The sequence below is a fragment of the Tenacibaculum lutimaris genome (genome assembly GCF_003610735.1).
GTDB classification, from domain to species: domain Bacteria; phylum Bacteroidota; class Bacteroidia; order Flavobacteriales; family Flavobacteriaceae; genus Polaribacter; species Polaribacter lutimaris.
Window position 1 is genome coordinate 52,668 of record NZ_RAQM01000011.1, and the last position, 26,396, is coordinate 79,063.

The following is a 26,396-nucleotide window of genomic DNA, read 5'->3' on the forward strand; positions in this document are numbered from 1 at the left end:
TTTGGTTATTTTTTTTCTTTAGACTTAAAGTTAATCAACCCTTTTTTCTTTTTTGGTTGAATACTGTCTTTTAGAGTATCTTTTTTTTCTCTTTTTTTATTTAGCCCTAATTTTCTTCCTAGGTGGCGCAAGTTATTAAAATTAACTTGATAAGAAATACCTACTCCTTGTGTATATCCTTCTTCTTCTGTAGAATATTGCACTTCATTTTGACGGTTAAAAACGGTACCTCTTAAATTTCCTTCTTCATTTAACAACACCTCAACTTTTACCTCACCTACAACACTTGTTTGGGTATTTGTCCCTACCGGAACACCAACCTTACCATTTACTAAAACCCTATCACTCAACCTAGTAGACACTGAAACATCTACTTGATCATCTGAATTAAGATTATCTACCTCACTTCTATCTCCTTGTGTATATCCTACTCCTAATTGAAACTTGCTTCCGTCACTATTTAACATATTTGTTAATATACTAGAAGCTATACCTGATGCTGTTCCTGTGATTCCAGAACTTGCACTATTTCCAATTGCATCAGCGTTATAGAATGTTCCAAAAGCTAACAAGAATGAGAAATGTTGCATTTTAGTATTTAAATCATTTTCATTCAGAATAAACTCCAATTCTGATGTTACTGTTGAATTCGCATTAGGTATCTTAATATCAAATTCTTGTGTTGAACTAAATAAACCTCCTGTAATTTTTGTGTATAAATCGATAGGAATTTTACGGTTAGAATTAATATTATCTAACAATTGTGCTGGATTTGCCTTAGTTCGGTATACTGCGGTAATATCTAATTCTGCATCGTAAGGGTCTCCATTCCATGAAATAGTTCCTCCCTTTTGCACGATAAACGGTTTGGTAATTCCTGCGTATTTAAAATTATAAAAACCATTATCTACAGTGAAGTCTCCAAACATATTAAACTTACCTCGGGTATCTATATCTATAAATAAATTACCTTCTCCACTACCTTTTAGCTCGCTTCCTGAAACTTTGTCTATTACTACTTGTGCAACAGCATCTTTAGTTACAGCTAGATTAAACCTTAAATCAAGACCTTTTATATCTCCAATAACCTTTTCTTTTACTCCTTCTTCTTCTCCTGTTTTAAATCGAATTAACTTATAGTTATCTATTGTTTTAACATCGCTTAACGGAATTACAAATAAGGTACCTTTGTTTGTTTTTCCGTTAACCTCAATATCTAAATAGCTTGTAAGCCCTCTAATTTTTGCTTCTCCATTTAAAAAACCTGTTCCATAATACTGAGATTCTTCTGTTTCTTGTGTGTCTAACACCAATAAATTTTGAGTATTAATATTAAAGTTTAAAGCCCAATCTTTAAAGTTTTGATGAGCAATACTTCCTGTTAAATCTCCTTGTGTTAAGTATTTTGTATCTTCAAGAATAATATCTTTAAAGATAAATTCTTGTCCATCTAACACTACATTAGAGTTTCCTTTTAAATCAAAATCTACGTTTAAATAAGAAAATCCTAATCCAGCATTTTCAAAATTAAGCTCTCCTTGTAAATCTGGACTACCTAAATAACCTCTTGCTGTAAAATCTCCTGTTACTTTTCCTCTTAATTTAGATAAAACATCTTCTCCTAAAGGGCTAAAAGCAGCTATATCATATTCTTTTAGATATATTTCTAAGTCTATTGTAGGTCTTTCTCCTGAAAAATCTACTCCTCCCGTTGCTGAAATACTTTTAGCGTTTTCATTTTCTAAAGTAAGATCAACTTTATAGTTTTCATAAGAGTTGTTTCCAGTAACATTTAAAGCTAGATTTCCTTGTGAGTAATCATTAATAAAAAAGTCTTCTATATATAGATTTCCTTTAGGTGCTATCGTTCCTTGTTCTTGCTTGTACTCTAGCTTTCCGTTTAACTTTCCATCTAACTTCAAACTATCTATAGGTTGTAAAAAACTTCCCAATTTTACTTTATTAAAATTGGCGCGTATATCTTTATAAGTACTATCTTTTACAATTCCTTTAAAATCTATTCGTTGTTCTCCAGACTTAAACATAAACGGACTTATGTTGAAATCGTCTTTTCTCAAGTCAAAAGCTACTTTATTGTTTTTATCATCGTTAGGATTCACAATCCAATCAAACCCTCTGTAGTGTAGGGTTGATTTTTGAATTCCTACAACCGATTTTTGAAGTTCATTAATTGTGTAAAAGAAATCTAAATTGAAACTCTCAGCATAATCTTTACCTCCTTTAAAAACAGATTTAAAAAACAACGTATCATTTTGAGTACGGTTTAATAGATTCAGTTTTTCAATATTATAATACTTCGTATTAATCTTATTAGCTGTTAGATGGGTGTTATATAATGGATTTTTATTATCTAATCTTAAAACAACCCCTTCTATTATATTTTTATAAACGTTTATTTCAGGTGATTCAAAAGTAAGTTTTAAGGAGTTTTTATCAGAATTGATTCGTCCTTTTAATCGCGTATTACTACCTATTGAAATGTTAGGTAAAAAGATATCGATAATTTGATTGTAAATAGTAAAATCGAAATCTAAGAATTGATTTGGAGCAACTTCATGCGGACGATAGTTTGTATACACACTACCCAAAGCATTTTGAGCTATTGGTAATAATTCTTCAAATGAAAATTTTCCTTTCAACTCTCCTTTAACAATATCTTCGGAATTTACTTCTATTGTTTTAATACTATCTTTTACCGATGAGTTTACTTCAAAACTCTTAAAAGGATAACTCTGTTTTTGGTTTGTATACACCAAGTTTTTAAACGTTGCCTTACCTACAATGTCATCAAAAGTGTTTCCTGAAATATTTAAATTAATGTCTCCCTTTAACACAGCAGTACTGTCTCTAGTAAATAGGTTTGTTTTTTTCAAATCAACTCTATCAACATTAGCTATAAAATCGAACTTATTTATTTCCGATGAAAAATCTGCTAACCCTTCAAACTTCAATTTAAAGTTATCATCTTCAGCAGTTAGCAAACCATCAAATTTTTTATTTTGAAATTGCCCGTTAACCAGTAAGTTCTTGTATTCATAATCATTAAAATACAAGCTAGTTACTTTTCCTATGATAATAGTATTTACATTCTCTACATTAAACCCGCTTCCGTTTACATCTGCTTTTAATGATACCGTTCCTAATACAGGATCGTTAGCAAAAACCCCTAAATCAAAGTTCTTAAACTCAATTTCACCAGTATACTCTGCTTCGTCTATATTATCTATGTTAGTTAATTGAAGATCAGAAATAGCAGTTCCTATTTCTGACTTTATCGACAGAGTCGCATCCATTTGATCTGGTGTTACTTTAACCAAACCATTCATTGTAAAATTACCTAATCGCTGAAATTCAGTAGGTAATGTTTTTCCTAGTAGATTCGGAAGTACATTTCTTAACTGATAATAATTGGCTGTAAGATTTTCTAAATCTGCATCAAAAACAAAACCTCTATCTGTGTTAAAAGCATTAACAAAACCCATATCTCCAACAATTCGCATACCTCCTTTAGAATGTATTCGGACATTGTTTGCACTAAAATTATTAAGAACTCCACTAATACCCCCACTTATATACAGAAAATCATTCCCTCCTATTTCATTATAGAGCTTATTTAAGTCTTTAACTGATACCGTACTTTCTTGAAACTTTGCTTTAATTTTTACTTTATCATTAAAGTTCACGAAGTCTTTTCTGTCATAGGTGAATTTTATGGCTGCTTGTAACTTGGTATTATTATCTGTTTCAAGTACTGTTTCAGCAAAATCCATAGATGATTTTGTGTAAGTAAAATTCGTTGATAGATTAGATATATTTATTCCTCTATTCTCAGTAAAATGTAGATTTCTAATTTTTGTAGAAACATCAGGTCCTACAATAGAAAAATCTTGTAACTCTCCCCCTCCATTGTACGCTGCAAATTGAAGTAATTCGCTTTTATTCTCATCCATTAATTTAAAAGTCAAATCTTCCAATGAGATTTTTTCACTTTTTAAAATAAAAGGAGTTGCTAAACTATCTCTAGGTTTTCCATCTTCGAAACTTTCAACAAAAACAGACATGTTATCATTTTTCTCTCCTTTATAGGTTTTCATATAAAAATGAACTCCTGTTAAAGAGGCTTCACCTAAATCTACTTTATTATCTAATACTCGTTTTACATTTTCTAATGAAGTACTTAAGTTTTTAACAAAAATAAGGGTGTCTTTATGGTGGTCTCTTATCTCAATCTCTTTTAATTGAACCTTCCCTAACCAAGATAAATCTATTCGTTTTACAACAATATTGGTATTAAACTCTTTGTTTACCCAATTTGTAGCTTGCTTTGCTAATTGGCTTTGCACAAAAGGAAGCGATAACAAAATAAAAAGCAAGAGTAGAAAAAGCAACGTGTACTTTAGTATTCTACCTATGATGTTACCTACTCTTTTAATGATTTCCCTTTTTTACAATCCTAATAAACAAAAGTAATCAGCAAACTGCAAAAATGTTGCCTTATTTTAAAGAAATATTGATTTTAACGAAAATCTAACGTAATATCAATATTTTTGTAGTCTAAATCCGAAATGATTTGAGTAACGAAACTATTTATATTTTAGGAATTGAAAGCTCTTGTGACGACACAAGTGCCTCAGTAATTTGCAACGGAAAAGTACTAAGTAATGTTGTTGCTAACCAAGAAGTACATGCCAAATATGGTGGTGTAGTTCCTGAATTAGCTTCAAGAGCGCATCAACAAAACATAGTTCCTGTTGTACAACAAGCCATTGAGCAAGCAGGTATTACAAAACATGACTTAAATGCTATTGCTTTTACTCGCGGACCTGGACTCATGGGCTCTTTACTTGTTGGAACTTCTTTTGCTAAATCTCTAGCTTTAGGATTAAACATTCCTTTAATAGATGTAAATCATATGCAGGCACATATTTTAGCGCATTTTATTAATGAAGAAGATAGTAATATTCCTCCTTTTCCTTTTGTTTGTTTAACTATCAGTGGTGGACACACACAAATCGTAAAAATTACCAATCATTTTGAGATGGAGATCCTAGGAGAGACCATTGATGATGCTGTTGGTGAGGCTTTTGATAAATCAGCTAAAATATTAGGTTTACCTTATCCCGGCGGTCCTTTAATTGATAAATACGCACAATTAGGAAATCCTAAAGCTTTCAAATTTACGAAACCTAAAGTTGGGGATTTAGAATTTAGTTTTAGTGGTTTAAAAACAGGAATCTTATATTTTGTCCAAAAAAACACAAAAGAAAATCCTAACTTCATTAAAGAGAACTTACACGATATTTGTGCTTCTATTCAATATACCATTATTGAAATCTTAATGGATAAACTAAAAAACACTGTAAAACAAACAGGTATCAAACGTATAGCAATAGCTGGGGGTGTTTCTGCCAATTCTGAAATTAGAAAACGATTAACCACAGCCCAAAAATACTGGGGATGGACAACCTATATACCTAAATTTGAATACACCACAGATAATGCCGCTATGATTGCTATTGCTGGTTATTTAAAATACTTAAACAACGATTATTCTGATATTTCTGTAACTGCCCAAGCGCGTTTAAAAGTTACTGAATAACCCTTTTATAGATTAAAATATGAATAAATTTAAAAGTAGATTCCTTCTCAGCATTACCTATTATTTTTTATGGGTCATTTACTTCCTATTTGCTCGCTTTTTATTTTTAGTATATTATTACGAAAAAACTTCAGAACTAAGCTTCTTTACTACTTTAAAAACATTTGTGTATGGTATTAAGTTAGATTTTTCTTTTGCCGCTTATTTAGCAGCTATTCCTTTTTTTATTATTCTTTTTTCCATTTGGATTCCTAAAAAAATAACCAGCTACTTAATAAAAGGATATACATTTCCTATTATCCTAATTGTTAACTTATTCATGCTAACCGATATTGCTCTATACAAATTTTGGGGAGTTCGTATTGATGTGACTGTACTTAACTATATCAATACCCCTAAAGCAATGTTAGCTTCAGTAAGCACATTACAATTAGTGGGTGGTATAATCATCTGGGTATTACTTTCTACTGCTACTATATATTTTTTCAACAAAGTATTAAACAAAGCGTTTAGCAAAGTGGTTAATGGTCATTTTGTTGAAGCTCCTGTGTTTCTTTTGTTAATTGGTAGTTTAATTGTTCCAATACGTGGTGGTTTTGCTAATATTCCAATAAACCAAAGTAATGTATATTTTTCTACTAATATGTTTGCTAATCATTCAGCAGTTAACTTCATTTGGAATTTCGCTAACACCATTAGTCACAAAACTGACGGTAAGAACCCATACATACACTACAAGCCTGATGTTGCTCAAAACATTATAAACAAAACTAAAAATCAACTTTTAACAGCTAGTACAGATTCTATTCTAAACACACAAAAGCCTAATATAATTTTAATTATTTGGGAAAGCCTTTCTGCTAAAGCTGTGGGAGTTTTAGGCGGTGAATCTGATGTTACTAGTAACCTAAATAAATTAGCCAAACAAGGTATTTTATTTACTAATTTTTATAGTAATGGAGATAGAACTGATAAAGGAATTCCTGCTATTTTAAGTGGTTATTACCCTCAGCCTACTAATAGTATTATGAAAATTCCTTATAAAGCTAGAAAACTACCAATGCTTACTACAGAAATGAAAAAACTAGGTTACAACACTAGCTTTTATTACGGTGGTGATAGTAACTTTGGAAATATGATTACCTATTTACGGAACGGTCAAATAGATAAAATTGTAGATGGAACTGAGTTTGATAAGGAAAATTGGAATTCAAAATGGGGAGCGCACGATCATATTTTTTTAGATCGATTTATGGAGGATTTATCTAACCCCACCCTTAAAGAACCTTTTTTTGAAATAGCACTAACCCTTACTAGTCATGAACCCTATGAATTTCCCGATGAATATAAATTTGGAAAAAGCTCTGTAGAAAACTTATACAAAAGTGCTCAAGCATACACTGATAAAGCTATAGGAAAGTTTATTAACGAGGCTAAAAAACAGTCTTGGTGGGATAATACTTTAATAATTATTTTATCTGACCACGGACATCCGCTTCCTAAACACAAAGGATACTTTAACTCACCTATAAGATTTCAAATCCCTATGGTTTGGTTAGGAGGAGCCCTTAACAAAACAGGTGTTACTATAGACAATTTCAGTGCTCAAAGTGATTTAGCATATACATTAACAGATATGTTAGGTGGAAATCCAGAGCAATTTCAGTTCGGAAAAAACATTTTTAATACTTCTGAAAACCAATACGCCCATTATATATTTAACAAAGGCTTTGGTACAATTTCTAAAAATGGAACCTTTGTTTTTGATTATGTAAGTAATAAGCCCGTAATTAAAGAAGGAAACTACAAACCTTTAGACTCTTTAGGTAGAGCCATAAGTCAAGATGCATATCAAGATTTTTTAGATAAATAAACGTTAATCTTTATTATTAAAAAATGATGTTAAAATCCATTTCATTACATTTACCCTATGAAATGGATTTTATCTTTATTTTTACTTATTTCCTTAGGAATTCAATCACAAAACCTACCTGAAGGCTTTTCATATATCAATGATGTTTCACCAACAATACAGAGTGAACTAAGATATTGTTATAACAATAACTTCATGGGAGTTCCTGTTAATGGATATGAAGAAAACACACTTATAGCAACTACTGCTACTGCTAAAGCTTTGAAAAAAGTTCAAGATGAATTGGCTTTGAAAAAGCTAGGTTTAAAAATTTACGATGCGTATCGTCCTCAAACAGCTGTTAACCATTTTGTAAAATGGGCTAGAGTAATGAGCGATACAATAATGAAAAAACAATATTATCCAGAGGTTAATAAACGTCACTTGTTCAAAAAAGGATATATTTCTTCTAAATCTGGACATTCTAGGGGTAGTACTGTTGATCTTACCATTATCAATTTGGAAACTGGAGAAGAATTAGACATGGGGAGTCCATATGATTTTTTTGGTGTTTCTTCCCATATCACTTATGAGAATCTTTCTGACCATCAAAAAGAAAATAGGCAATTACTGCAAACAGTAATGAAAAAACATGGTTTCAGATCTTACAGTAAAGAATGGTGGCATTTTACCTTAAGAGGTGAACCTTTTCCTAAAACTTTTTTCGATTTCCCTGTAAAATAACTAGTTTTAACTCTTAAATTTATAGAGCCTCATAAAAATCGGCATTATAATTGTTAAGTTTTTTTAATGAAGAAAATAATATCAACACTCGCAATCTTTATTTTATATAGTATAACATCTAATGTTTTTGCTCAAATGGATGGTACAATAGGCAATAAAGAAAAGGAGAATACTTCCTTCGGAATTATTACTGCGCCTGCAAAAGAAGTTATTAAACCTAAGAACTTAGATTTCAATAGTGATAGTGGTTTTAAAACTGCACATAACGACCTACAAAAAGAACTTGAAAAACAACGAGCTAAAAGTGAGTTTGAAAATAAAGGAATTTTAACAAGAGCTAAAATTGCCGAAGAACAACACCTAAAAGCTTTTAAGCAAATAAATGGAATGTATCAATACCCTGTTATTGATCAAGATTTAGGAAGTTTCAGAACAAAAAGTGGTAGTATCAATATTATTTGTAGAGATTACCAATATCCTGATGGAGACAGAGTAACCATCTATATAAATGGCGTACCTGTTGTAAGTAACCTAACACTTAAACAACGTTATCAATCTTTTAATCTTCCTCTAGATGAAGGCATTAACACCATAAAAATTGTTGCCCTAAATCAAGGAACTTCTGGTCCTAATACTGCTGCTTTTAAAATTTACAATGATGCTGGTATGCTAATTTCATCAAATGAATGGAACTTAGCTACAGGAGCAAAAGCTACAATCATTGTAGCAAAAGAAAAATAAATCGTAAAAGTTCTAAAAAACTTATCATAACTTTTCACAATAACCCTTTTTTAAATTACTAAAAACTACTTACTTTTGTAGCTACGTTTTGTAACAAACAAACTTTAAAATAAACAACTAATATATAATGAAGAAAATCACCAAAGAAACCTATATCAACTGGTATAGAGATATGCTATTTTGGAGAAAGTTTGAAGATAAGCTAGCAGCAGTTTATATTCAACAAAAAGTAAGAGGTTTTTTACACTTATATAACGGTCAAGAGGCTGTTTTAGCAGGTTCATTACACGCAATGGATTTGACTAAAGATAAAATGATTACTGCATACCGTAACCACGTGCAACCAATTGGTATGGGTGAAGACCCTAAACGTGTTATGGCAGAATTATATGGTAAAGCAACTGGTACTTCACATGGTATGGGTGGTTCAATGCATATTTTCTCTAAAGAGTACCGTTTCTATGGTGGTCACGGAATTGTAGGTGGACAAATTCCTTTAGGTGCTGGTATTGCTTTTGGAGACAAATACAAAGGTAGCGACGCCGTTACTTTATGTTATTTTGGTGATGGAGCTGCTCGTCAAGGTTCTTTACATGAAACTTTTAACATGGCAATGAACTGGAAATTACCTGTAATATTTATTGTTGAAAACAATGGATATGCCATGGGTACTTCAGTTGAAAGAACTGCAAACCATACCGACATTTGGAAATTAGGTTTAGGGTACGAAATGCCTTGTGGACCTGTTGACGGAATGAACCCTATTAAAGTTGCCGAAGCTGTTGATGAAGCTATTCAAAGAGCTCGTCGTGGTGATGGACCAACTTTCTTAGAAATGAAAACGTATCGTTATAGAGGTCACTCTATGTCTGATGCACAACATTACCGTACAAAAGAAGAAGTTGAAGAGTACAAAAAAATAGATCCTATCACTCAAGTTTTAGATATCATCAAAGAAAACAACTACGCTACTGAAGATGAAATCAAAGCAATTGATAAAGAAGTAAAAGATATGGTTAAAGAATGTGAACAATTTGCAGAAGATTCTCCATATCCAGAACTAAATCAATTATATGATATGGTATACGAACAAGAAGATTATCCATTCATAAAATCTAAGTAAACTATGGCTACAATTATAAACATGCCTCGCTTAAGCGATACAATGGAAGAAGGAGTGGTAGCTTCTTGGTTAAAAAATGTAGGAGACAAAGTTGAAGAAGGTGATATTTTAGCTGAAATCGAAACAGATAAAGCTACAATGGAATTTGAATCTTTTCACGAAGGAACATTATTACATATCGGTGTTCAAGAGGGCGAAACAGCTCCTGTTGATAGTTTATTAGCTATTATTGGTGAAGAAGGAGAAGATTTTTCTTCATTATTAAATGGAAACACTTCTGCTCCTGCTGAAACAAAATCAACAGAAGAAACTAAAACTGAAGAGCCAAAAGCATCAAACACAAGCACTGATATTCCTGAAGGAGTAAAGGTTGTTACTATGCCTCGTTTGAGTGATACTATGACTGAAGGTACTGTGGCTTCTTGGTTGAAAAAAGTAGGTGATAAAGTTGAAGAAGGTGATATTTTAGCTGAGATTGAAACTGATAAAGCTACGATGGAGTTTGAATCTTTCAACGAAGGAACTTTATTACATATCGGAGTTCAAGAAGGTGAAAGTGCTCCTGTAGATAGTTTATTAGCTATTATTGGTGAAGCTGGAACTGATGTTTCTTCATTAGTAGAAGCACATAAAGCAGGTACCTTAACAAGCTCAACTACTACTGAGAAACAAGAAGAAGCTCCTAAAGTAACAGAAGAAAAGAAAACAGAAACTGTAACTACTCCAGTAGCAACTGTATCAAATAATAACGGAGGAAGAATTTTCGCATCTCCTTTAGCAAAAAAAATAGCAAAGGATAAAGGAATCAATTTAGCAGACGTTAAAGGTTCTGGAGAAAATGGCCGTATCGTTAAAAAGGATGTAGAAAATTATACTCCAGCTGCAAAAGTTGAAGCACCTGTAGCTACAAGTACTGCTGCTACTCCATCAGCTGTAACTAATTTTGCTATTGCTGGCGAAGAAAACACTTCTGAAGTTAAGAATTCTCAAATGCGTAAAGCTATTGCTAAGGCATTAAGCAATTCTAAATTCTCTGCTCCTCACTTCTACTTAAATATTGAAGTAGACATGGACAATGCTATGGCTTCTCGTAAAACCATTAACGAAATTCCTGATACTAAAATATCTTTCAATGATATGGTAGTAAAAGCTTGTGCAATGGCATTGAAAAAGCATCCTCAAGTAAACACTAGCTGGACGGATAATGATACATTATTCCACAGTCACATTAACGTTGGTGTTGCTGTAGCAGTAGATGAAGGTTTAGTTGTACCAGTAATTAAGCATACTGATGCTTTAACTTTAACACAAATTGGTGCAGCAGTACGTGATTTAGCAGGAAAAGCTAGAACTAAGAAAATTACTCCTGCCGAAATGCAAGGAAGTACATTTACGGTTTCTAACTTAGGAATGTTTGGTATTGAAAGTTTTACTTCAATCATAAACCAACCTAATTCTGCTATCTTATCGGTAGGAGCAATTGTACAAAAACCAGTGGTTAAAAACGGAGAAATCGTTGTAGGTAATACAATGAAGTTAACCTTAGCATGTGACCACAGAACGGTTGACGGTGCTGTTGGTGCTCAGTTTTTACAAACTTTAAAAACATATATTGAAAACCCTGTTACCATGTTAGCATAGTTTTTAATAAAAGTATAACAAAAAAAGCTCACCAATGGTGAGCTTTTTTATTAAAATAAACTTATTTGATTGGTTTGATGTTTATCAAATTTAGAAAGATCTAGCGGAGGTAAATGTTGATCTTTTAAATATAGTTTTCTTGCTAACTTAAACTGCAGGTTAATTTGTTCGGCTATTTTACCTTCTCCTCGCATTCTATTCCCATAACGAGAATCATTTAAAGCCCCTCCATGACAATCTTCTATTTGATGTAAAATTTTATCAGCTCTATCAGGATAAGTTTTACGTAGCCAATTGGTAAATATTTCTCCTATAGCTCCATTGAGACGCACTATTGTATATCCTATTGATGCAGCTCCTAACTCACTTACTTTTTTTACTAATGGTAATATTTCATGACTGTTTATAGACGGTATTATTGGCGCCATCATTACATTAACTGGAATTCCGTTTTCTGAAAGAATTTGCACTGTTTCTAACCTTTTTCTTATCGATGCTGTTCTGGGTTCTACCACTTTTCTAACCTCTTCCGATAGCGAGGTAATGGATATGCTTACCCTTACCAAATTCAATGCAGCCATTTCTTTCAATACATCTAAATCGCGAAGAATTAATGAGTTTTTGGTTATCATACTTGCTGGATGTTTCAACTTGAGTAGTACCTGCAACATTTTTCGGGTAATCTCTAACTTCTTTTCTATAGGTTGATAACAATCTGTGTTCCCCGAAAACATTATATCTTGAGGTTGCCAATTCTTACTTCTCAGTTTTTTTTCGAGTAATTCTGGTGCATTGGCTTTATATAAAATTTTACGCTCAAAATCTAACCCTGCTGAATACCCCCAATATTCATGTGTATTGCGCGCATAACAGTAAATACAACCATGCTCACACCCCTGATAAGGATTCATAGAATATGAAAAACCTATATCTGGACTCGTTACTTTATTCAAAATTGTTTTAGGATAAATTTCCAAATAAGACGTTTTGTTATTATCAGCTGATTCACTTTCAGCCTCGCAATAATTTAGAAAGTCATCCAACACTGTATGCCGATGCTGTAAAAACTTATTTTGGGTATTGTGTTGTGCGCCACGTCCTTTAATGATGTCCACAGTAAAAAGATGAATAGATTAGAAATCACCTTAAAATTACACTATAAAACACGACACAACTGTTAAAGAAAAAAGATTTTATAAACAAAAAAACCATTCTAGTAAAGAATGGCTTTTCATATTTTAAACTTTTCTTGTTTTGTTCATTAACCAAAAATCGGCCAGTACCAATGTGGTCAACGCTTCTACAATTGGTATTGCTCTTGGAACCACACATGGATCATGACGTCCTTTACCATGAATATCGGTAGCTTCACCTTTTGAATTAATTGTTGCTTGATTTTGCATAATCGTAGCTACTGGTTTAAACGCTACACGAAAATAAATATCCATTCCATTAGAAATTCCTCCTTGAATTCCTCCTGATAAATTAGATTGTGTAGTACCATCTGGATTAAAAATATCATTGTGTTCAGACCCTTGCATTTTTGCTCCACAAAAACCACTACCAAATTCAAAGCCTTTTACAGCATTGATTGATAACATAGCTTTACCTAATTCGGCATGTAATTTATGAAATATTGGCTCTCCTAAACCAACAGGTACATTTTGAACCACACAAGTAATAGTACCTCCAATAGTATCACCTGCTTTACGTATTTCATTTATTTTATCAATCATAATTTCAGCAGACTTTTCATCAGGACAACGTACTATATTACTTTCTGTTTTTGAAAAATCTAATTCTTGATAAGGTTTCATCATAAATACATCACCTACTGAAGAAGTAAATGCATTTATGTTTATATGATTGATTAACTGCTTTGCCAAAGCTCCTGCTACTACCCAATTAGCAGTTTCACGCGCAGAAGTTCTTCCTCCTCCTCTATGATCTCTAATTCCGTATTTTTTGTCGTAAGTATAATCAGCATGAGAAGGGCGATACACATCTGTGTTATGATTATAATCTTTACTCTTCTGGTTTGTATTCTTAATTATAAAACCAATAGAAGCACCTGTAGTAACACCTTCAAAAATTCCTGATAAAAATTCTACAGTATCTGGTTCTTTACGTTGTGTTACAATTTTTGACTGACCTGGTTTACGACGATCTAATTCATATTGAATTGCCTCAAAATCTACTTTCATTCCTGCTGGGAATCCATCAATAACACCTCCTATTGCTACTCCGTGAGATTCTCCGTATGTAGTTACTTTTAAAATATTTCCAAACGAATTAAACATAATTAATAAATTTAAGAACGAAGGTAGAGTTATTTTACAAGAAAAACTACATTTAAAAGTCTATTATTTCTCAATAAACTTCCTGTTTTACCTAGTCTATTATGAGCTTCAATAAGAAAAATAATATTTTTTTCTTATCCGAATTAAAGCAAACATACTGATTGCAAAAGTGTTATAATTACCATTGCTTTTTGACTGAAAAAAAACATAAAAAAAGTAGGCAAAAACTTTTTTAGAATTGAAAAAAGGTCATATATTTGCATCCGCAATCAGGGAATACTTGATGAGGCGCTCAGGAGAAATGGCAGAGTGGTCGAATGCGGCGGTCTTGAAAACCGTTGACTGTAACAGGTCCGGGGGTTCGAATCCCTCTTTCTCCGCAAGTCCGAAGCGAAAGCTTCGGATTTTTTTTTAGGGGATTAAAGAAAAAAAAGCTTACATAATTGTAAGCTTTTTTTGATTTTATGTTAATATTAATACAACACCTTTTTAAAATAAATATATTTGCAGCTTTAAATAAAACAGAATGTTTAAGAGAATCCCTAACTATATTAAGTATCTCTTTAGTAATACTTTATTCCTATTCTTATATATCTCTATTTTCAGAATTATTTTTTATTACTTTTTTTCTGGAATAGAAAATCAACCTACTCATGAAGTATCAAAAGCTTTCTCTTTAGGTATTCGTTTTGACATTAAGCTAGCTGTTATTAGTTTTTTACCTCTTGCTATTTTAATTTTCATTGTTAATTATCGATTTTTTTCTAAACCTTTTTTCAAGAAACTTAGTGTATTTTACATCATTCTTACATATATAACAATTACCTTATTCCATATTTTTGATTTTGGTTATTATGACTACTTAAATATTCGTTTAGACTCTTCTTCCTTACGATTCTTAAGTAATATTGGTATCTCAACACAGGTTCTTTTTGAAAGCTACCCTGTATATAAAGGTATTTTCGCTTTTATCATTTTAATATTCTTCCTGTACAAATTTTCAAGTTGGATTTACAATATTTTTAATACTTCTGAGGAGCATGTTTCAAAAAAGAAAAAGGCATTTTTTATTGTGGTACCTTTTTTATTATTCGCTTTAGGCATTTACAATAGCTTTACACACTACCCTTTACGTTGGAGTGAAGCTTTCTTTTCAAAAAACAATGCTGTAAATCAATTTGCCTTAAACCCTGTTCTATATTTTTTCGATAGTTTTAAATTCAGAAATGAAGGTTTTGACCTTGAAAAAACAAAAAAATACTATCCTGCCATCGCCAAAGAGTTACAATTACCTAAAGACTCTATTTCTTTTAAAAGGATTTATCATAAAAACGATTCATTAAAATACTCTCCAAATATTGTAATTGTAATGCTAGAGTCTTTAGGAACGGTGCCTATGAGTTATTATGGAAACCCTTTAAACTCTACTCCTAAAATGGATAGCATTATTAAAAAAAGCATTAATTTCTCTAATTTTTATGTACATAAAGCAGGTACTGCTGCAAGTGTCTTTGCCAGCATAACCGGTTTACCCGATGTTGATGGAATTAGAACAGCCTCTAGGAACCCTAGAGTTATTGACCAACGAATTATTTTTGATCAATTTAGTGGTTATGAGAAACTTTATTTTTTAGGAGGAAGTGCTAACTGGGCTAATATTAGAGGTATTTTTCAATCAAATATTCAAAACCTAAAAATATTTGAAGAAGGTAGTTTTGAAGAAGAAAACAGAGCTGATGTTTGGGGAATTGATGATTATGATTTATTTAAGGAGGCTAATACTGAACTTGAAAAATTACATATTAATAAAAAACCTTTTATAGCTTATATTCAAACAGCTACAAATCATATGCCTTTTACGGTTCCTGAAAATAAAGAAAGTTACCAGCCTTTAACTAAAGACACCTTTAGTAAAGAGTATTTAAAAAAAGCTGGTTTTGATGGGATTGATAGGTTAAATGCCTTGCGTTACCTAGATTTCAATGTAGCTAGATTCTTGAAAAGAGCTCAAGAATCTGGGTACTATGATAATACTATATTCCTATTCTTCGGAGATCACAATACCTCTATGAGTTATGTAGACCAGTATAGCAAGCTATTTAATTTAAATTTAAACGTTCATAACGTTCCTTTTTTTATTCACGCTCCTAAACTAGCACAACCTAAAGAAATTAAAAAATTCAGTAACTTAATTGATGTAATACCTACTGCAGCGGGTTTAGCAAATATTAATTACACTAATTATACTCTAGGTACAGACGCTTTAGCTAAAAATACTTCAGACTATGCCTTTTTATATTCTAAAATAAAAGGAGAACCTGCTTTAACTATTTTAAAGGATTCTTTATTATTTACCAAGACTGTTAGTAATAACTATAGTCACTTATACAACATGAACGCTAAAGAATATACAACTGACATTAAAAAAAACTATCCAACTTTACATCAAAAATTAGATAGTTTATTAAATGCCGTATATCATAGTACAAAGTACTTATACTATAATAATAAAAAGTAATTATAAATTCATTCTCCTATCTAAAAGATCATATAATTTATAAGCTAAAAGCCCGATAATAGTTCCGTTAATAAAACCAGCCAATATATCTATAGGAAAGTGTACTCCTAGATACAATCTACTGTAAGCAAAAATTAAAGGAAACAGTACTAAAAATTTTATATATTCAACATGCTTTTTAAGTAATAAAATCATAAATACAGTTACAACAGTTGAAGTAGTAGCATGTCCAGAAACAAAACTATAACTTTGAGGTCTAATTAGAGTTCTCAATACATCTTTTATTTCAGGATCATTATTAGGACGCAACCTCTCAAAAACTCCTCTTATAAAATTTGTGAATTGATCAGAAAAAGTAACCAATAGAGTTAAAAAAATAATTGTAAACAATCCTTTCTTCCATCCATAGTATTTAAATACTAAATATAGAATTAAAGCAAACAATGGTGTCCATGAAAACTGGTTGGTTATTGTTAACCAAAACCCATCCCATTGCTCACTCCCTAAATTATTAAGATAAATTAAAAACTCTTTATCTTTTTGTATAATATTTTCTATCAAAACTACTTTCCTACTTTTAAAACTTCTATTTCAAAAATTAAATTTGATTTAGGAGGAATTGGCCCCATTCTTTGATCTCCGTATCCTAAATAATAAGGAATAAATAAACGTACCTTATCTCCTTCTCTCATTGTTTTTACTCCTTCTTTCCAACCAGCTATTAAAGGAAAGTTCTCATCATTAACCGTAAAAACAAAAGCTTCTCCTTTATCTAGGCTTGAATCTATTTTTTTTCCGTCTGTTAAATATAATGTATAATGTGCTGTGGTAGGTAAAGCTGGATTAACTTTTTTTCCATTTCCTTTTTGTAATGATAAAATTTTCAAACCTGAATTGGTTGTAATTGCATCATTAATTCCTTGTTCTTCTTGGTATTTCTTTTTTAGTTCTTCTAATTTTTGTTTACGCTCTACCTCCTTCTTTTCTGCATTTGTTAATTCTTGTTCAAATACTAATGATGCATTGAATTGTTTAGCTTTTTCTCCTATCCTTAAAATCTCTACTTTATTAATAACGTCTCCCTTTTGGATCGTATCTACCACCATTTGACCTTTTAAAACACGTCCGAAAACAGAATGTCCTCCATCTAACCAAGGAGTAGCCTTATGAGTTATAAAAAACTGACTAGAGTTTGTTACCGGTCTTGAGTAGTTAGCCATAGATAAAACACCTGGCCCATCATGCTTATGCAATAATTCACCTTCTTCATCTGTAGTAAATTCGTCAGGAAAAGTATAACCTGCATCTCCACTTCCTTTACCTGTTCTATCACCTCCTTGTATCATAAAGTCTTTAATTACCCTATGAAATTTTACTCCATCATAAAAAGGAATTCCTTTTAAAGAATCAGTCATTTTAGGATGTGTCCCTTCACTTAAAGCTACAAAATTAGCCACCGTCATAGGCACATCTTTATCAAAAAATTTCACCAAAATATCACCTTTATTGGTTTGAATATCTGCATACAAACCATTTTCTAAATTAGAATACTTCGCTGTCTTACATGAAGCAAAAACCACTAATAAGAATAGTAGAACTTTAAATAGTTTCATTAATTTATTTTTAAAAAATTACTTTTATAAACAATTAATTAGGTTAACAGCTAGTGCTAACCTAATTAATTATCAACTCTTTGGGTTAAAATTTATTTTACCTCTAATAACTCAACTTCAAAAACTAAAGCTGAAAAAGGCTTTATTGGACCTCCTGGTCTAGGATTAAATCCGTAAGCTAATTCTTGAGGAATAAAGAACTTGTATTTTGCTCCTGGCTTCATTAACTGTAAACCTTCAGTCCATCCTTTAATTACCTGACCTACTCCAAACTCGGTTGGCTCACCTCTTTCTACCGAACTATCAAACACTGTTCCGTCTATTAAAGTACCATGATAATGAACCTTAACTCTAGAATTTGTTTTAGGAGCTTCTCCTTCACCTTCTTTTAAAACGATATACTGTAATCCACTTTCAGTCGTTTTTACTCCATCTTTGTTTTTATTTTCCGCTAAAAACTCTTCTCCTGCTTTTTTGTTATCTCCAAACTCTGCTTCCGCTTTTTTAGCCTGCTCTTCTTCCATTTGCTTCATTCTTTCTTGTTGCTTCTTTTGAAAGAATGCTCTTAAAATATTATTGATGTCTTTTGATTCTATCAATAAATTAGTAGAATCCATACCATTTTTGAAACCTTGAACAAATAAACCTTGATCCATATCATCAAAATTTTGTTTGATTTTGTTCGCCATATCTAGCCCTAAAGCATAACTTACAGAATCTACTTCTGTTGCTAATGAACTTTTTTGTTGGAATTGACCATTGCTACATGATACTACAGATAAACCTACTACCGTAGCTGCTAAAATATTAGTTAATTTCATTGTCTTTTTTTGATTTTATATCGATTAGTGTTACTGTACTTTGTATTGGCTGATTTACAGCTATTTTATTTCCATCTCCTATAACTCCAAAAGCTCTATACGATGGAATGACAAATGTAATGGTTTCTCCTTTTTTCATCAACTTTATTCCATCCTGTAATGCAGGAATAAAATCTTCTTTGTCTACTTTATAACTTATCTCTCTTCTTTCATAAATAAGTCTGTTGTTAATATCTGAAATACTATACGATAACAAAACCACATCTTCTGTTTTAGGACTATTACTTAATCCTAAGGTGTCTTTTGTAACGTAAGTATACCAAAAACCATGAGGTGAAGTTTTATATTCTGTAATTGTATCTTGAGAAATCCATTTTTCTAAACGCTCTTTTTCTAAAGCGTTTAATTTTTTATTCTCTTTAAGAACTTCTTTATAAAAGTTTGTTGTACCGTGTTGCTTAGGCCTTCTTGCCTCAGGTTTTTCACAAGCAACTGTTATCAATAAAGTTATAAGAATAAAAAGTATTGTTTTATGCTTCATACGAATTTTGTAATTCTTGTTGATACGAAGTTAATAACGTTTTAAATCTTGCTATCGTATCTTCCATACTTTCATCACTTCTTCCACCTGCAGCATTATCATGCCCCCCTCCATTAAAATAGTTACGAGCAAACTTATTAACTGAGAAATCTCCTTTAGACCTGAAAGATATTTTTATAATTCCTTGCTCTTCATCTTCTATAAAAATAGCTGCGAATACAATTCCTTTCAAAGATAGTGCATAATTAACAACTCCTTCAGTATCTCCTTTTTCGTAATTAAACCTTCTCTTTTCTTCCTCCGTAAGTGTTATAAATGCAGTTTTATACTCTGGTAATACCTTCATATTACTCAAAGCTTGTCCTAACAACAACAACCTACTGTATGAGTTCGAATCATGCACATTACTGTGAATTCTATCATTTTCAGCTCCTTTATCTATTAAATCAGCTATAATTCTATGAGTTGTGCTCGTTGTAGAACGAAAACGGAAAGAACCCGTATCAGTCATAATACCTGTATACAAACAAGTAGCTATATTCTTATCTATCAAATCAACATCTCCCATCATTTCAATAAAATTGTATACCATTTGGCATGTTGAAGACATTGAAGTGTCTGAATACATATACTTGAATTCATCTGGTTGTTGATGATGATCTATCAAGGCAAAGTCATTTTCATATTGCTCTAAGGTATTTTGCATATCATCTCCAACCCTATGCAAAGCATTAAAATCTAATAAAAAAACGATATCAGATTTTGTTAAAGCTTTAACCGATTGTTTATTTTGCCTATCAAAACGCTTTACAGTTTCTGAACCTGGAACCCAATGTAAAAACTCAGGATATTCATTTGGCATCAACACTTGTGTTGTATGCCCTTTTTTATCTAAATAATGTTTCAACCCTAAGGTTGAACCAATTGCATCTCCATCAGGATTTCTATGTCCTATAATCACAATATTTCTAGGTTGTGACAAAAATTGCTTTAGTTCTGTAAAGTGCTTTAAAATCATAAGTGGCGAATATACAAATTAATGCTTTATTAACCTTTTTAAGCTTTTCTTTTCGTTTCTTCGCATAAAAATTAAATCATTATGACATTTATGAAATCTCTAATTTCATTTATACTTTTAGTTACTTTTTCTATTATCTCATTTGGTCAAGAAAATTTTACCATTGCTTTTGGTTCATGCAACAACCAAAAACTTGACAATCTTTTTTGGCAAGATATTGTTTCACTGCAACCAGATGTATGGATTTGGGGAGGCGACAATATTTATGCCGATACAAACAATATGCGTAAAATGAAACGCATGTATAAAACTCAAAAAAACATAAGAGGATACAAAGAGTTAAGCTCAACAACTCCTATTCTTGCTACTTGGGATGATCATGATTATGGTAAAAACGATGCAGGAGTAGAATTTGAAATGAAAGACAAAAGTCAGCAGTTGTTTTTAGATTTTTTAGATATTCCTAAAGATTCTCCTAGAAGAAAGCAACAAGGTGTTTATCACTCAAAAATATTCAAAACAAAAGACGGTGATGTTAAAGTTATAGTACTTGACACCCGCTACTTTAGAACTTCACTTACCAAAGGAACTAACGGACAACGTTTTCAACCAAACAATTATAACGAAGGTACTGTTTTGGGCGACACTCAATGGAAATGGCTTACAAACGAACTTACAAGTTCTACCGCTACATTTACTGTAATTGTTAGTAGTATTCAAATCTTATCAAAAGAACATGGTTTTGAAAAATGGGGCAACTTTCCTCATGAAGTAGATAAACTATTCAACTTAATTAAAGAGGCTAAAAACACGAATGTAATTCTTCTTTCAGGAGATAGACATATTTCTGAATTCTCAAAAACAACTGTTGAAGGATTAAAATACCCTATTATTGATTTTACTTCAAGTGGATTAACTCATGCTTATTCTTCTTTTACTTCTGAAAAAAATAGCTTCCGAATTGGAAATGTTGTAAACTCTTTAAGCTACGGTACGTTACTTTTAGATTTAAAAACTAAAAAAGCTACCCTACAAATGCGAGGTAAAAACGGAGCTATCCTACAAGAAATCAACGAAATATACCCTTAACTTGTGAATAACATTAAAAAGTGTATTTTTGCGCCGATTTATACAAAGTTTGTGTAAACAACAACAATTAAGGAATTTATCATTTTATTGATAATTATTACATTTAATAATGGCAACAAATAGAACTTTTACAATGATTAAACCAGATGCTGTTGAAAACAGACACACTGGTGCAATTTTAGAAAAAATTAATGCTGCAGGATTTAGAATCGTGGCTATGAAAAAAACTCAAATGACTAAGCGTGATGCTGAAACTTTTTACGGAGTACACAGCGAGCGTCCTTTCTTTGGTGAATTAGTTGAGTTTATGACTCGTGGACCAATCATCGCTGCTATTTTAGAAAAAGATAACGCTGTTGAAGATTTTAGAACTTTAATCGGTGCTACTAACCCAGCTGAGGCTGCTGAAGGAACTATCCGTCAATTATACGCTACTTCAATTGGAGAAAATGCTGTACACGGTTCTGACTCTGATGAAAACGCAGCTATCGAAGGCGCTTTCCATTTTTCAGGAAGAGAAATGTTTTAATTTCTATTCTAGAAAAACTAACAAATAAATAAAACTCGCTATAGTTATGTAGCGAGTTTTTTTATTGCTTTTTATTTACTGATTGCAATTAGAACAAGTTCCTAAAATCACCCCATTAAAGTTTTCTAACATATACTTTTCAGGCAGCATTACTTTTATTTCTCCTTCTAAACACTCAACCTTCCCGCAGGAAACACATCTAAAATGAAAATGATTGTGTTTATGCTTCTTCTCTTCATTTTACTTAATGCGATTGTATCGTAACAATAATTAAAAAGCATTTCTTTACTATCCTCTTAACTTAATTTCTCTAAAATTATAAAATTTCAAATCCTACTACCTTTTCTCTATGAAGCTTAATTAAATACTTGTTTCCTGAAGCATCTATAAATCGATACGTCACATAACAAATTGCATCCTCATGTTCATTTAAAATATTTATACAGTCTAATCCCAATTCTTGTTTAGGATTCTTGAAGGTTTTTGCAAGATAATCTGTGATAACGCTGATGATAACATCTTGATTATCTTCAAAAAAATGAATAGCATTTAGCTGTTCTTCTTCCATCGAATGTAAAAAGCTAACAGCTATATTATCAACATACATATTAGTGTAACAATTAGTCTCTTGATCTAGTATAACAGCTGTAAAATCTTCATTCACCTGCCTATATCCTTTAATATCTGTAACCTCTATATAACAATCGTATGAACGTGTTTGCATATTTTTTTTTATAAATCTATTCTACAAACTAAAAGTACATAATTTTAATAATCTTTAAAAAGACACAACAACAAACACACTGAATAAATTTAATCTCATATCTTTATAGAACATAAACTACGCTGAATTTTTAAATTATAAAAAACGAATATAATTAACAAGTAAACCTTGTTGTATTTAACCTTTAAAAATTAAACCTATGAAAAAAATAATAATCTTATTAATTATCACATTATCATTAACATCGTTTACTAAATATTCCGAAAGTGACTTCAGTATTATAGGGAAATGGAAAGGGGAAGACAAAAAAGAAGCTGCTTACTTAATTTTTAAAAAGAATGGATATGCCTACTTTAAATATCAAGGGCAAACTTTAGGGGGAAAGAAATTTCTTATTAATGAGGAGAAAGCAACTATGACATATGAAGTAGATTACTCTAAAAAACCAATAGAAATTGATTTTATCGTTAAAACAAAAGCAAGCGGTGAGATGAGCAGATTATTGTGTATTGCCGAAAAAATTGAGAAAAACACTATTAAACTACAATTTGGTTTTAACGGTAAACGACCTACTGAATTCAATGATAAAGATGGAGTCATCTTCAAAAAAGTTAAATGAACCCAAATATCAAAGAAACAAAATTTATATTTAAAAAAAAGGTAAATAAGTCTATACCAACATCAATTTTTTCACTAACTCCTCACCCATTTCTTCGTTAATCATACGAACAATCTTATCTTTTCCGTAACTTAATTCTTCTCGTAATACAGAAGAGGATAAACGGACTATTAATGTTCCGTTTTGAAGCTTCACCTCACTAGTATAAGAAGCAACTCCTGCACCCATTAATTTTGCCCAAGCTTCATCTATTTGAATTTTTTGAAACCCTTTTTTTAAATTATTTTCCTCAATAAAACTTCCCATTAAGTCTTTTAACGAAAAACTATCATTTTCTCTTTTAGCCATTTACTCTACTTTATGCTCTGTTCTTAACAACGCTATTATAATTTAAAAATCTGATATTCTTGGTTACTCTGTTTAATCACATCCTCTGTTCGTTCTGCATGGGTATCAGTAATAAAAATCTGACCAAACTCATCACTATTTACCAAATCTACAATCTGAGCTACCCTGTTTTCATCTAACTTATCAAAAATATCATCTAACAACAAAATTGGCGTTACGTTAGATTGTTGCTTAATAAACTCAAACTGCGCCAGTTTTAACGCAATTAAATACGATTTTTGCTGTCCTTGCGAACCAAATTTCTTAATCGGATGCTCCCCTATTTCAAAACTTAAATCATCTTTATGAATTCCTGCCGATGTGTATTGCAAAATTTTATCTTTCTCTAAATTTTGCTGTAACAACAACTCTAAAGACGTATCATGCAACTGACTTTTATAACGTAAATTCACCTCTTCTTTTGCTCCTGAGATAATTTGATGCTTTGCATTAAAAATAGGAACAAATGCTTCTAAAAACACTTTTCGTTTATTATAAATAATCGACCCATATTCAATCAACTGTTCATCGTACACCTTAAGGTTCAATGCATCAAACGTTCTGTTTGCTGCAAAATATTTTAACAAAGCATTTCGTTGACTTACAATCTTTGTATATGATATTAAAGCTTGTAAATATTGCTTATCTTGTTGTGAAATTACACCATCAATAAACTTACGACGTGTTTCACTTCCTTCAACAATTAAATCTCTATCCGCAGGAGAAATGATCACCAACGGTAACTGCCCTATATGTTCTGAAAACTTTTCATAGACTTTACCATTACGCTTTAACACCTTTTTTTGCCCTCTTTTTAAAGAACAAATAATCTTTTCTTGTCTATCATGTAACAAATAATCACCCTCAATCATAAAAAATTCTTGACCATGACGAATATTCTGTCCTGCTATCGAATTGAAATAACTTTTAGCAAAAGACAAGTAATAAATTGCATCTAATATATTGGTTTTACCAATACCGTTATTCCCCACAAAACAATTTATTTTCTTTTGAAAATCAAAAGTTTGCGACTCAATATTTTTAAAATTAACCAATGATATTTTTTGCAAATACATGAATAAGTGTTGTTTCAAAAAAGAATGCGCAAATTATCGAAAATTTACCAAAAAACGACTTTTAAAATCCAATTAAAAAAACTATTTTTGTCGCCACTAATTTTTTAAGCAACTATGGCTACATACAAGAAAAGAGGTTACAAACCTAAGAAAGAAAAGGTTACACAAGAAGTAGAAGAAACATTTGATGAAACGCAAAGTACTACCGCTGAAGTATTTAATACTTTAGACGAAACTGCAAACAAATCAGAGGAATGGATTGAAAAAAACAGCAAGCCATTATTTTACGGATTGGTAGCTATTGCATCTTTAATTTTAGTGTACTTAGCTTATAGCAAGTTTATTGCTGAACCTAAACAACAAGAAGCTTCAAATGAATTAGCATACCCTAGAGCTTTATTTGATGAAGCTGCTACTTTTGCTGGTGCCAAAGCAGATTCTATCTACAACTTAGCTTTAGCAGGAGGAGTTAATGGAAAATATGGTTTTATTGATATTGCTGATCAATTTGGTGGCACTAAAGCAGGAAACTTAGCAAACTACTATGCTGGTATTTCTTACTTAAAAATGAAAAAATATGAAGAAGCTATTGAGTATTTAAGTAGTTTTAAGTCTGATGATGAATTATTAGGACCTACTGCTTTAGGAGCTATTGGTGATGCTTTTGCAGACATTAACCAACCAAAGGAAGCTTTAGACTACTACCAACAGGCAGCCAACAAAAAAGACAATCAATTTACAACTCCTTTATTCTTATTCAAAGCAGCTCAAATTGCTATGGATTTAAAAGAGTACAGTAAAGCTGAAAAATTATACACAACCATTAAAGAAAAATACGCTGATTCTGATCAAGGAAGAGATATTGAAAAATATATCAACAGCGCAAAATACGCTCAGTAATGGCAACAACAAATTTATCTTATTACGATAAAGCTTCAATCCCAAATGCGAAACCTTTTCGATTTGGGATTGTTGTTTCAGAATGGAATCCTGAAATCACTCAAAACCTTCATAAAGGAGCAATTGAAACTTTATTAGACTGTGGTACTGAACAAGAAAATATTATTTCTTGGGACGTTCCTGGTAGTTTTGAATTAGTGTATGGATGTAAAAAAATGATTGAAACTCAAAAATTGGATGCTATCATCGCAATTGGAAACGTTATCCAAGGTGAAACTAAGCATTTCGATTTTGTATGTGAAGGAGTAACACAAGGAATTGTAGATTTAAACATCAAATACGATGTTCCTGTAATTTTCTGTGTACTGACTGACAACACCAAACAACAATCATTAGATCGCTCTGGCGGAAAATTAGGAAACAAAGGAATTGAATGCGCCGTAGCTGCTATTAAAATGGCTGCTATTAAAAACCAAGAACGTACATCTAACTCATTAGGATTTTAATTTCTTTTAAAACAGAATAAAAAAGCGAGAAATC

General features: G+C 31.5%; 23 protein-coding genes and 1 tRNA gene. 13 read left to right on the forward strand and 11 right to left on the reverse strand.

Annotated features, from left to right (window positions below):
• Positions 1-5: 5 nt before the first annotated feature.
• A complete protein-coding gene (locus C8N26_RS11650; RefSeq protein WP_245962564.1) occupies positions 6-4,364 on the reverse strand; it encodes a translocation/assembly module TamB domain-containing protein in 4,359 nt (1,452 codons plus the stop codon).
• Positions 4,365-4,591: 227 nt separating this feature from the next.
• Here C8N26_RS11650 and tsaD point away from each other — a divergent pair, with 227 nt between their 5' ends.
• The 6 genes from tsaD (at position 4,592) to C8N26_RS11680 (ending at position 11,721) form a co-directional block, all read left to right on the forward strand.
• Positions 4,592-5,620 carry a tRNA (adenosine(37)-N6)-threonylcarbamoyltransferase complex transferase subunit TsaD gene (tsaD, locus tag C8N26_RS11655; RefSeq protein ID WP_120187437.1) on the forward strand — a complete coding sequence of 343 codons (1,029 nt, stop codon included), beginning with the start codon at positions 4,592-4,594 and terminating at the stop codon, positions 5,618-5,620.
• A 19-nt stretch (positions 5,621-5,639) separates the two neighbouring features.
• Complete coding sequence (locus C8N26_RS11660) at positions 5,640-7,493, forward strand: LTA synthase family protein (protein WP_245962565.1); 1,854 nt, start codon at positions 5,640-5,642, stop codon at positions 7,491-7,493.
• Positions 7,494-7,550: 57 nt separating this feature from the next.
• Positions 7,551-8,216, forward strand: a complete 666-nt coding sequence (locus C8N26_RS11665; protein WP_120187438.1) for a M15 family metallopeptidase — start codon at positions 7,551-7,553, stop codon at positions 8,214-8,216.
• A gap of 66 nt (positions 8,217-8,282) precedes the next feature.
• The gene (locus C8N26_RS11670) at positions 8,283-8,957 is read left to right on the forward strand and encodes a DUF4397 domain-containing protein (protein WP_120187439.1); all 675 of its coding nucleotides are present in this window, start codon (positions 8,283-8,285) and stop codon (positions 8,955-8,957) included.
• 127 nt (positions 8,958-9,084) lie between these two features.
• Positions 9,085-10,080, forward strand: a complete 996-nt coding sequence (gene pdhA, locus C8N26_RS11675) for a pyruvate dehydrogenase (acetyl-transferring) E1 component subunit alpha (RefSeq protein ID WP_028892997.1) — start codon at positions 9,085-9,087, stop codon at positions 10,078-10,080.
• A gap of 3 nt (positions 10,081-10,083) precedes the next feature.
• Positions 10,084-11,721, forward strand: a complete 1,638-nt coding sequence (locus C8N26_RS11680) for a pyruvate dehydrogenase complex dihydrolipoamide acetyltransferase (RefSeq protein WP_120187440.1) — start codon at positions 10,084-10,086, stop codon at positions 11,719-11,721.
• A 50-nt stretch (positions 11,722-11,771) separates the two neighbouring features.
• On the opposite strand, the gene C8N26_RS11685 is transcribed toward C8N26_RS11680, so the two are convergent.
• Positions 11,772-12,836, reverse strand: a complete 1,065-nt coding sequence (locus tag C8N26_RS11685; protein ID WP_245962566.1) for a PA0069 family radical SAM protein — start codon at positions 12,834-12,836, stop codon at positions 11,772-11,774.
• Positions 12,837-12,959: 123 nt separating this feature from the next.
• Entirely contained in the window at positions 12,960-14,024 is a 1,065-nt protein-coding gene (aroC, locus tag C8N26_RS11690) for a chorismate synthase (RefSeq protein ID WP_120187442.1), read from the reverse strand.
• A gap of 292 nt (positions 14,025-14,316) precedes the next feature.
• On the opposite strand from aroC, the gene C8N26_RS11695 reads away from it, so the two are divergent.
• Positions 14,317-14,401: transfer RNA gene (locus tag C8N26_RS11695), tRNA-Ser, on the forward strand.
• A gap of 146 nt (positions 14,402-14,547) precedes the next feature.
• Positions 14,548-16,539 carry an LTA synthase family protein gene (locus C8N26_RS11700; protein ID WP_120187443.1) on the forward strand — a complete coding sequence of 664 codons (1,992 nt, stop codon included), beginning with the start codon at positions 14,548-14,550 and terminating at the stop codon, positions 16,537-16,539.
• Here the strand turns inward: C8N26_RS11700 and C8N26_RS11705 are convergent, their stop codons facing one another.
• The 5 genes from C8N26_RS11705 to C8N26_RS11725 form a co-directional block, all read right to left on the reverse strand.
• Positions 16,540-17,100 (reverse strand): phosphatase PAP2 family protein, encoded by a 561-nt coding sequence (locus C8N26_RS11705; RefSeq protein WP_245962567.1) that lies wholly within the window; start codon positions 17,098-17,100, stop codon positions 16,540-16,542.
• Positions 17,101-17,102: 2 nt separating this feature from the next.
• Complete coding sequence (locus C8N26_RS11710) at positions 17,103-18,152, reverse strand: peptidylprolyl isomerase (RefSeq protein ID WP_120187444.1); 1,050 nt, start codon at positions 18,150-18,152, stop codon at positions 17,103-17,105.
• A gap of 92 nt (positions 18,153-18,244) precedes the next feature.
• A complete protein-coding gene (locus tag C8N26_RS11715; RefSeq protein ID WP_028892992.1) occupies positions 18,245-18,973 on the reverse strand; it encodes an FKBP-type peptidyl-prolyl cis-trans isomerase in 729 nt (242 codons plus the stop codon).
• On the reverse strand, positions 18,960-19,514 hold the full coding sequence (gene gldI, locus C8N26_RS11720) for a gliding motility-associated peptidyl-prolyl isomerase GldI (RefSeq protein WP_120187445.1): 555 nt from the start codon (positions 19,512-19,514) through the stop codon (positions 18,960-18,962). Before gldI ends, C8N26_RS11715 begins: the two co-directional genes overlap by 14 nt.
• Positions 19,504-20,532 carry a DHH family phosphoesterase gene (locus C8N26_RS11725; RefSeq protein ID WP_120187446.1) on the reverse strand — a complete coding sequence of 343 codons (1,029 nt, stop codon included), beginning with the start codon at positions 20,530-20,532 and terminating at the stop codon, positions 19,504-19,506. The genes gldI and C8N26_RS11725 overlap by 11 nt, the downstream gene beginning before the upstream one ends.
• A gap of 81 nt (positions 20,533-20,613) precedes the next feature.
• Between C8N26_RS11725 and C8N26_RS11730 the strand changes: the two genes are divergently transcribed.
• Complete coding sequence (locus tag C8N26_RS11730; protein ID WP_245962568.1) at positions 20,614-21,621, forward strand: alkaline phosphatase D family protein; 1,008 nt, start codon at positions 20,614-20,616, stop codon at positions 21,619-21,621.
• Positions 21,622-21,730: 109 nt separating this feature from the next.
• On the forward strand, positions 21,731-22,150 hold the full coding sequence (locus tag C8N26_RS11735; RefSeq protein WP_120187447.1) for a nucleoside-diphosphate kinase: 420 nt from the start codon (positions 21,731-21,733) through the stop codon (positions 22,148-22,150).
• Between the two features lie 316 nt (positions 22,151-22,466).
• On the opposite strand, the gene C8N26_RS11740 is transcribed toward C8N26_RS11735, so the two are convergent.
• The gene (locus C8N26_RS11740; protein ID WP_028892987.1) at positions 22,467-22,874 is read right to left on the reverse strand and encodes a hypothetical protein; all 408 of its coding nucleotides are present in this window, start codon (positions 22,872-22,874) and stop codon (positions 22,467-22,469) included.
• A gap of 199 nt (positions 22,875-23,073) precedes the next feature.
• Between C8N26_RS11740 and C8N26_RS11745 the strand changes: the two genes are divergently transcribed.
• On the forward strand, positions 23,074-23,493 hold the full coding sequence (locus C8N26_RS11745; protein WP_028892986.1) for a hypothetical protein: 420 nt from the start codon (positions 23,074-23,076) through the stop codon (positions 23,491-23,493).
• 51 nt (positions 23,494-23,544) lie between these two features.
• On the opposite strand, the gene C8N26_RS11750 is transcribed toward C8N26_RS11745, so the two are convergent.
• The gene (locus tag C8N26_RS11750) at positions 23,545-23,841 is read right to left on the reverse strand and encodes a DUF721 domain-containing protein (protein WP_028892985.1); all 297 of its coding nucleotides are present in this window, start codon (positions 23,839-23,841) and stop codon (positions 23,545-23,547) included.
• A gap of 35 nt (positions 23,842-23,876) precedes the next feature.
• A complete protein-coding gene (gene recF / locus C8N26_RS11755) occupies positions 23,877-24,956 on the reverse strand; it encodes a DNA replication/repair protein RecF (protein WP_120187448.1) in 1,080 nt (359 codons plus the stop codon).
• A 114-nt stretch (positions 24,957-25,070) separates the two neighbouring features.
• Here recF and C8N26_RS11760 point away from each other — a divergent pair, with 114 nt between their 5' ends.
• Positions 25,071-25,856 carry a tetratricopeptide repeat protein gene (locus C8N26_RS11760; protein ID WP_120187449.1) on the forward strand — a complete coding sequence of 262 codons (786 nt, stop codon included), beginning with the start codon at positions 25,071-25,073 and terminating at the stop codon, positions 25,854-25,856.
• Entirely contained in the window at positions 25,856-26,362 is a 507-nt protein-coding gene (ribH, locus tag C8N26_RS11765; protein WP_028892982.1) for a 6,7-dimethyl-8-ribityllumazine synthase, read from the forward strand. Before C8N26_RS11760 ends, ribH begins: the two co-directional genes overlap by 1 nt.
• The last annotated feature ends 34 nt before the right edge of the window (positions 26,363-26,396 follow it).

Bases quoted from the DNA above. Each gene is read 5' to 3' on its own strand.
- C8N26_RS11760 (WP_120187449.1), top strand. From the start codon at position 25,071: ATGGCTACATACAAGAAAAGAGGTTACAAACCTAAGAAAGAAAAGGTT.
- C8N26_RS11660 (WP_245962565.1), top strand. From the start codon at position 5,640: ATGAATAAATTTAAAAGTAGATTCCTTCTCAGCATTACCTATTATTTT.
- C8N26_RS11700 (WP_120187443.1), top strand. From the start codon at position 14,548: ATGTTTAAGAGAATCCCTAACTATATTAAGTATCTCTTTAGTAATACT.
- C8N26_RS11715 (WP_028892992.1), bottom strand. From the start codon at position 18,973: ATGAAATTAACTAATATTTTAGCAGCTACGGTAGTAGGTTTATCTGTA.
- recF (WP_120187448.1), bottom strand. From the start codon at position 24,956: ATGTATTTGCAAAAAATATCATTGGTTAATTTTAAAAATATTGAGTCG.
- C8N26_RS11750 (WP_028892985.1), bottom strand. From the start codon at position 23,841: ATGGCTAAAAGAGAAAATGATAGTTTTTCGTTAAAAGACTTAATGGGA.
- ribH (WP_028892982.1), top strand. From the start codon at position 25,856: ATGGCAACAACAAATTTATCTTATTACGATAAAGCTTCAATCCCAAAT.
- gldI (WP_120187445.1), bottom strand. From the start codon at position 19,514: ATGAAGCATAAAACAATACTTTTTATTCTTATAACTTTATTGATAACA.
- C8N26_RS11740 (WP_028892987.1), bottom strand. From the start codon at position 22,874: ATGCAAACACGTTCATACGATTGTTATATAGAGGTTACAGATATTAAA.
- C8N26_RS11730 (WP_245962568.1), top strand. From the start codon at position 20,614: ATGACATTTATGAAATCTCTAATTTCATTTATACTTTTAGTTACTTTT.
- C8N26_RS11670 (WP_120187439.1), top strand. From the start codon at position 8,283: ATGAAGAAAATAATATCAACACTCGCAATCTTTATTTTATATAGTATA.
- C8N26_RS11665 (WP_120187438.1), top strand. From the start codon at position 7,551: ATGAAATGGATTTTATCTTTATTTTTACTTATTTCCTTAGGAATTCAA.
- C8N26_RS11735 (WP_120187447.1), top strand. From the start codon at position 21,731: ATGGCAACAAATAGAACTTTTACAATGATTAAACCAGATGCTGTTGAA.
- pdhA (WP_028892997.1), top strand. From the start codon at position 9,085: ATGAAGAAAATCACCAAAGAAACCTATATCAACTGGTATAGAGATATG.
- C8N26_RS11680 (WP_120187440.1), top strand. From the start codon at position 10,084: ATGGCTACAATTATAAACATGCCTCGCTTAAGCGATACAATGGAAGAA.
- C8N26_RS11745 (WP_028892986.1), top strand. From the start codon at position 23,074: ATGAAAAAAATAATAATCTTATTAATTATCACATTATCATTAACATCG.
- C8N26_RS11710 (WP_120187444.1), bottom strand. From the start codon at position 18,152: ATGAAACTATTTAAAGTTCTACTATTCTTATTAGTGGTTTTTGCTTCA.
- C8N26_RS11725 (WP_120187446.1), bottom strand. From the start codon at position 20,532: ATGATTTTAAAGCACTTTACAGAACTAAAGCAATTTTTGTCACAACCT.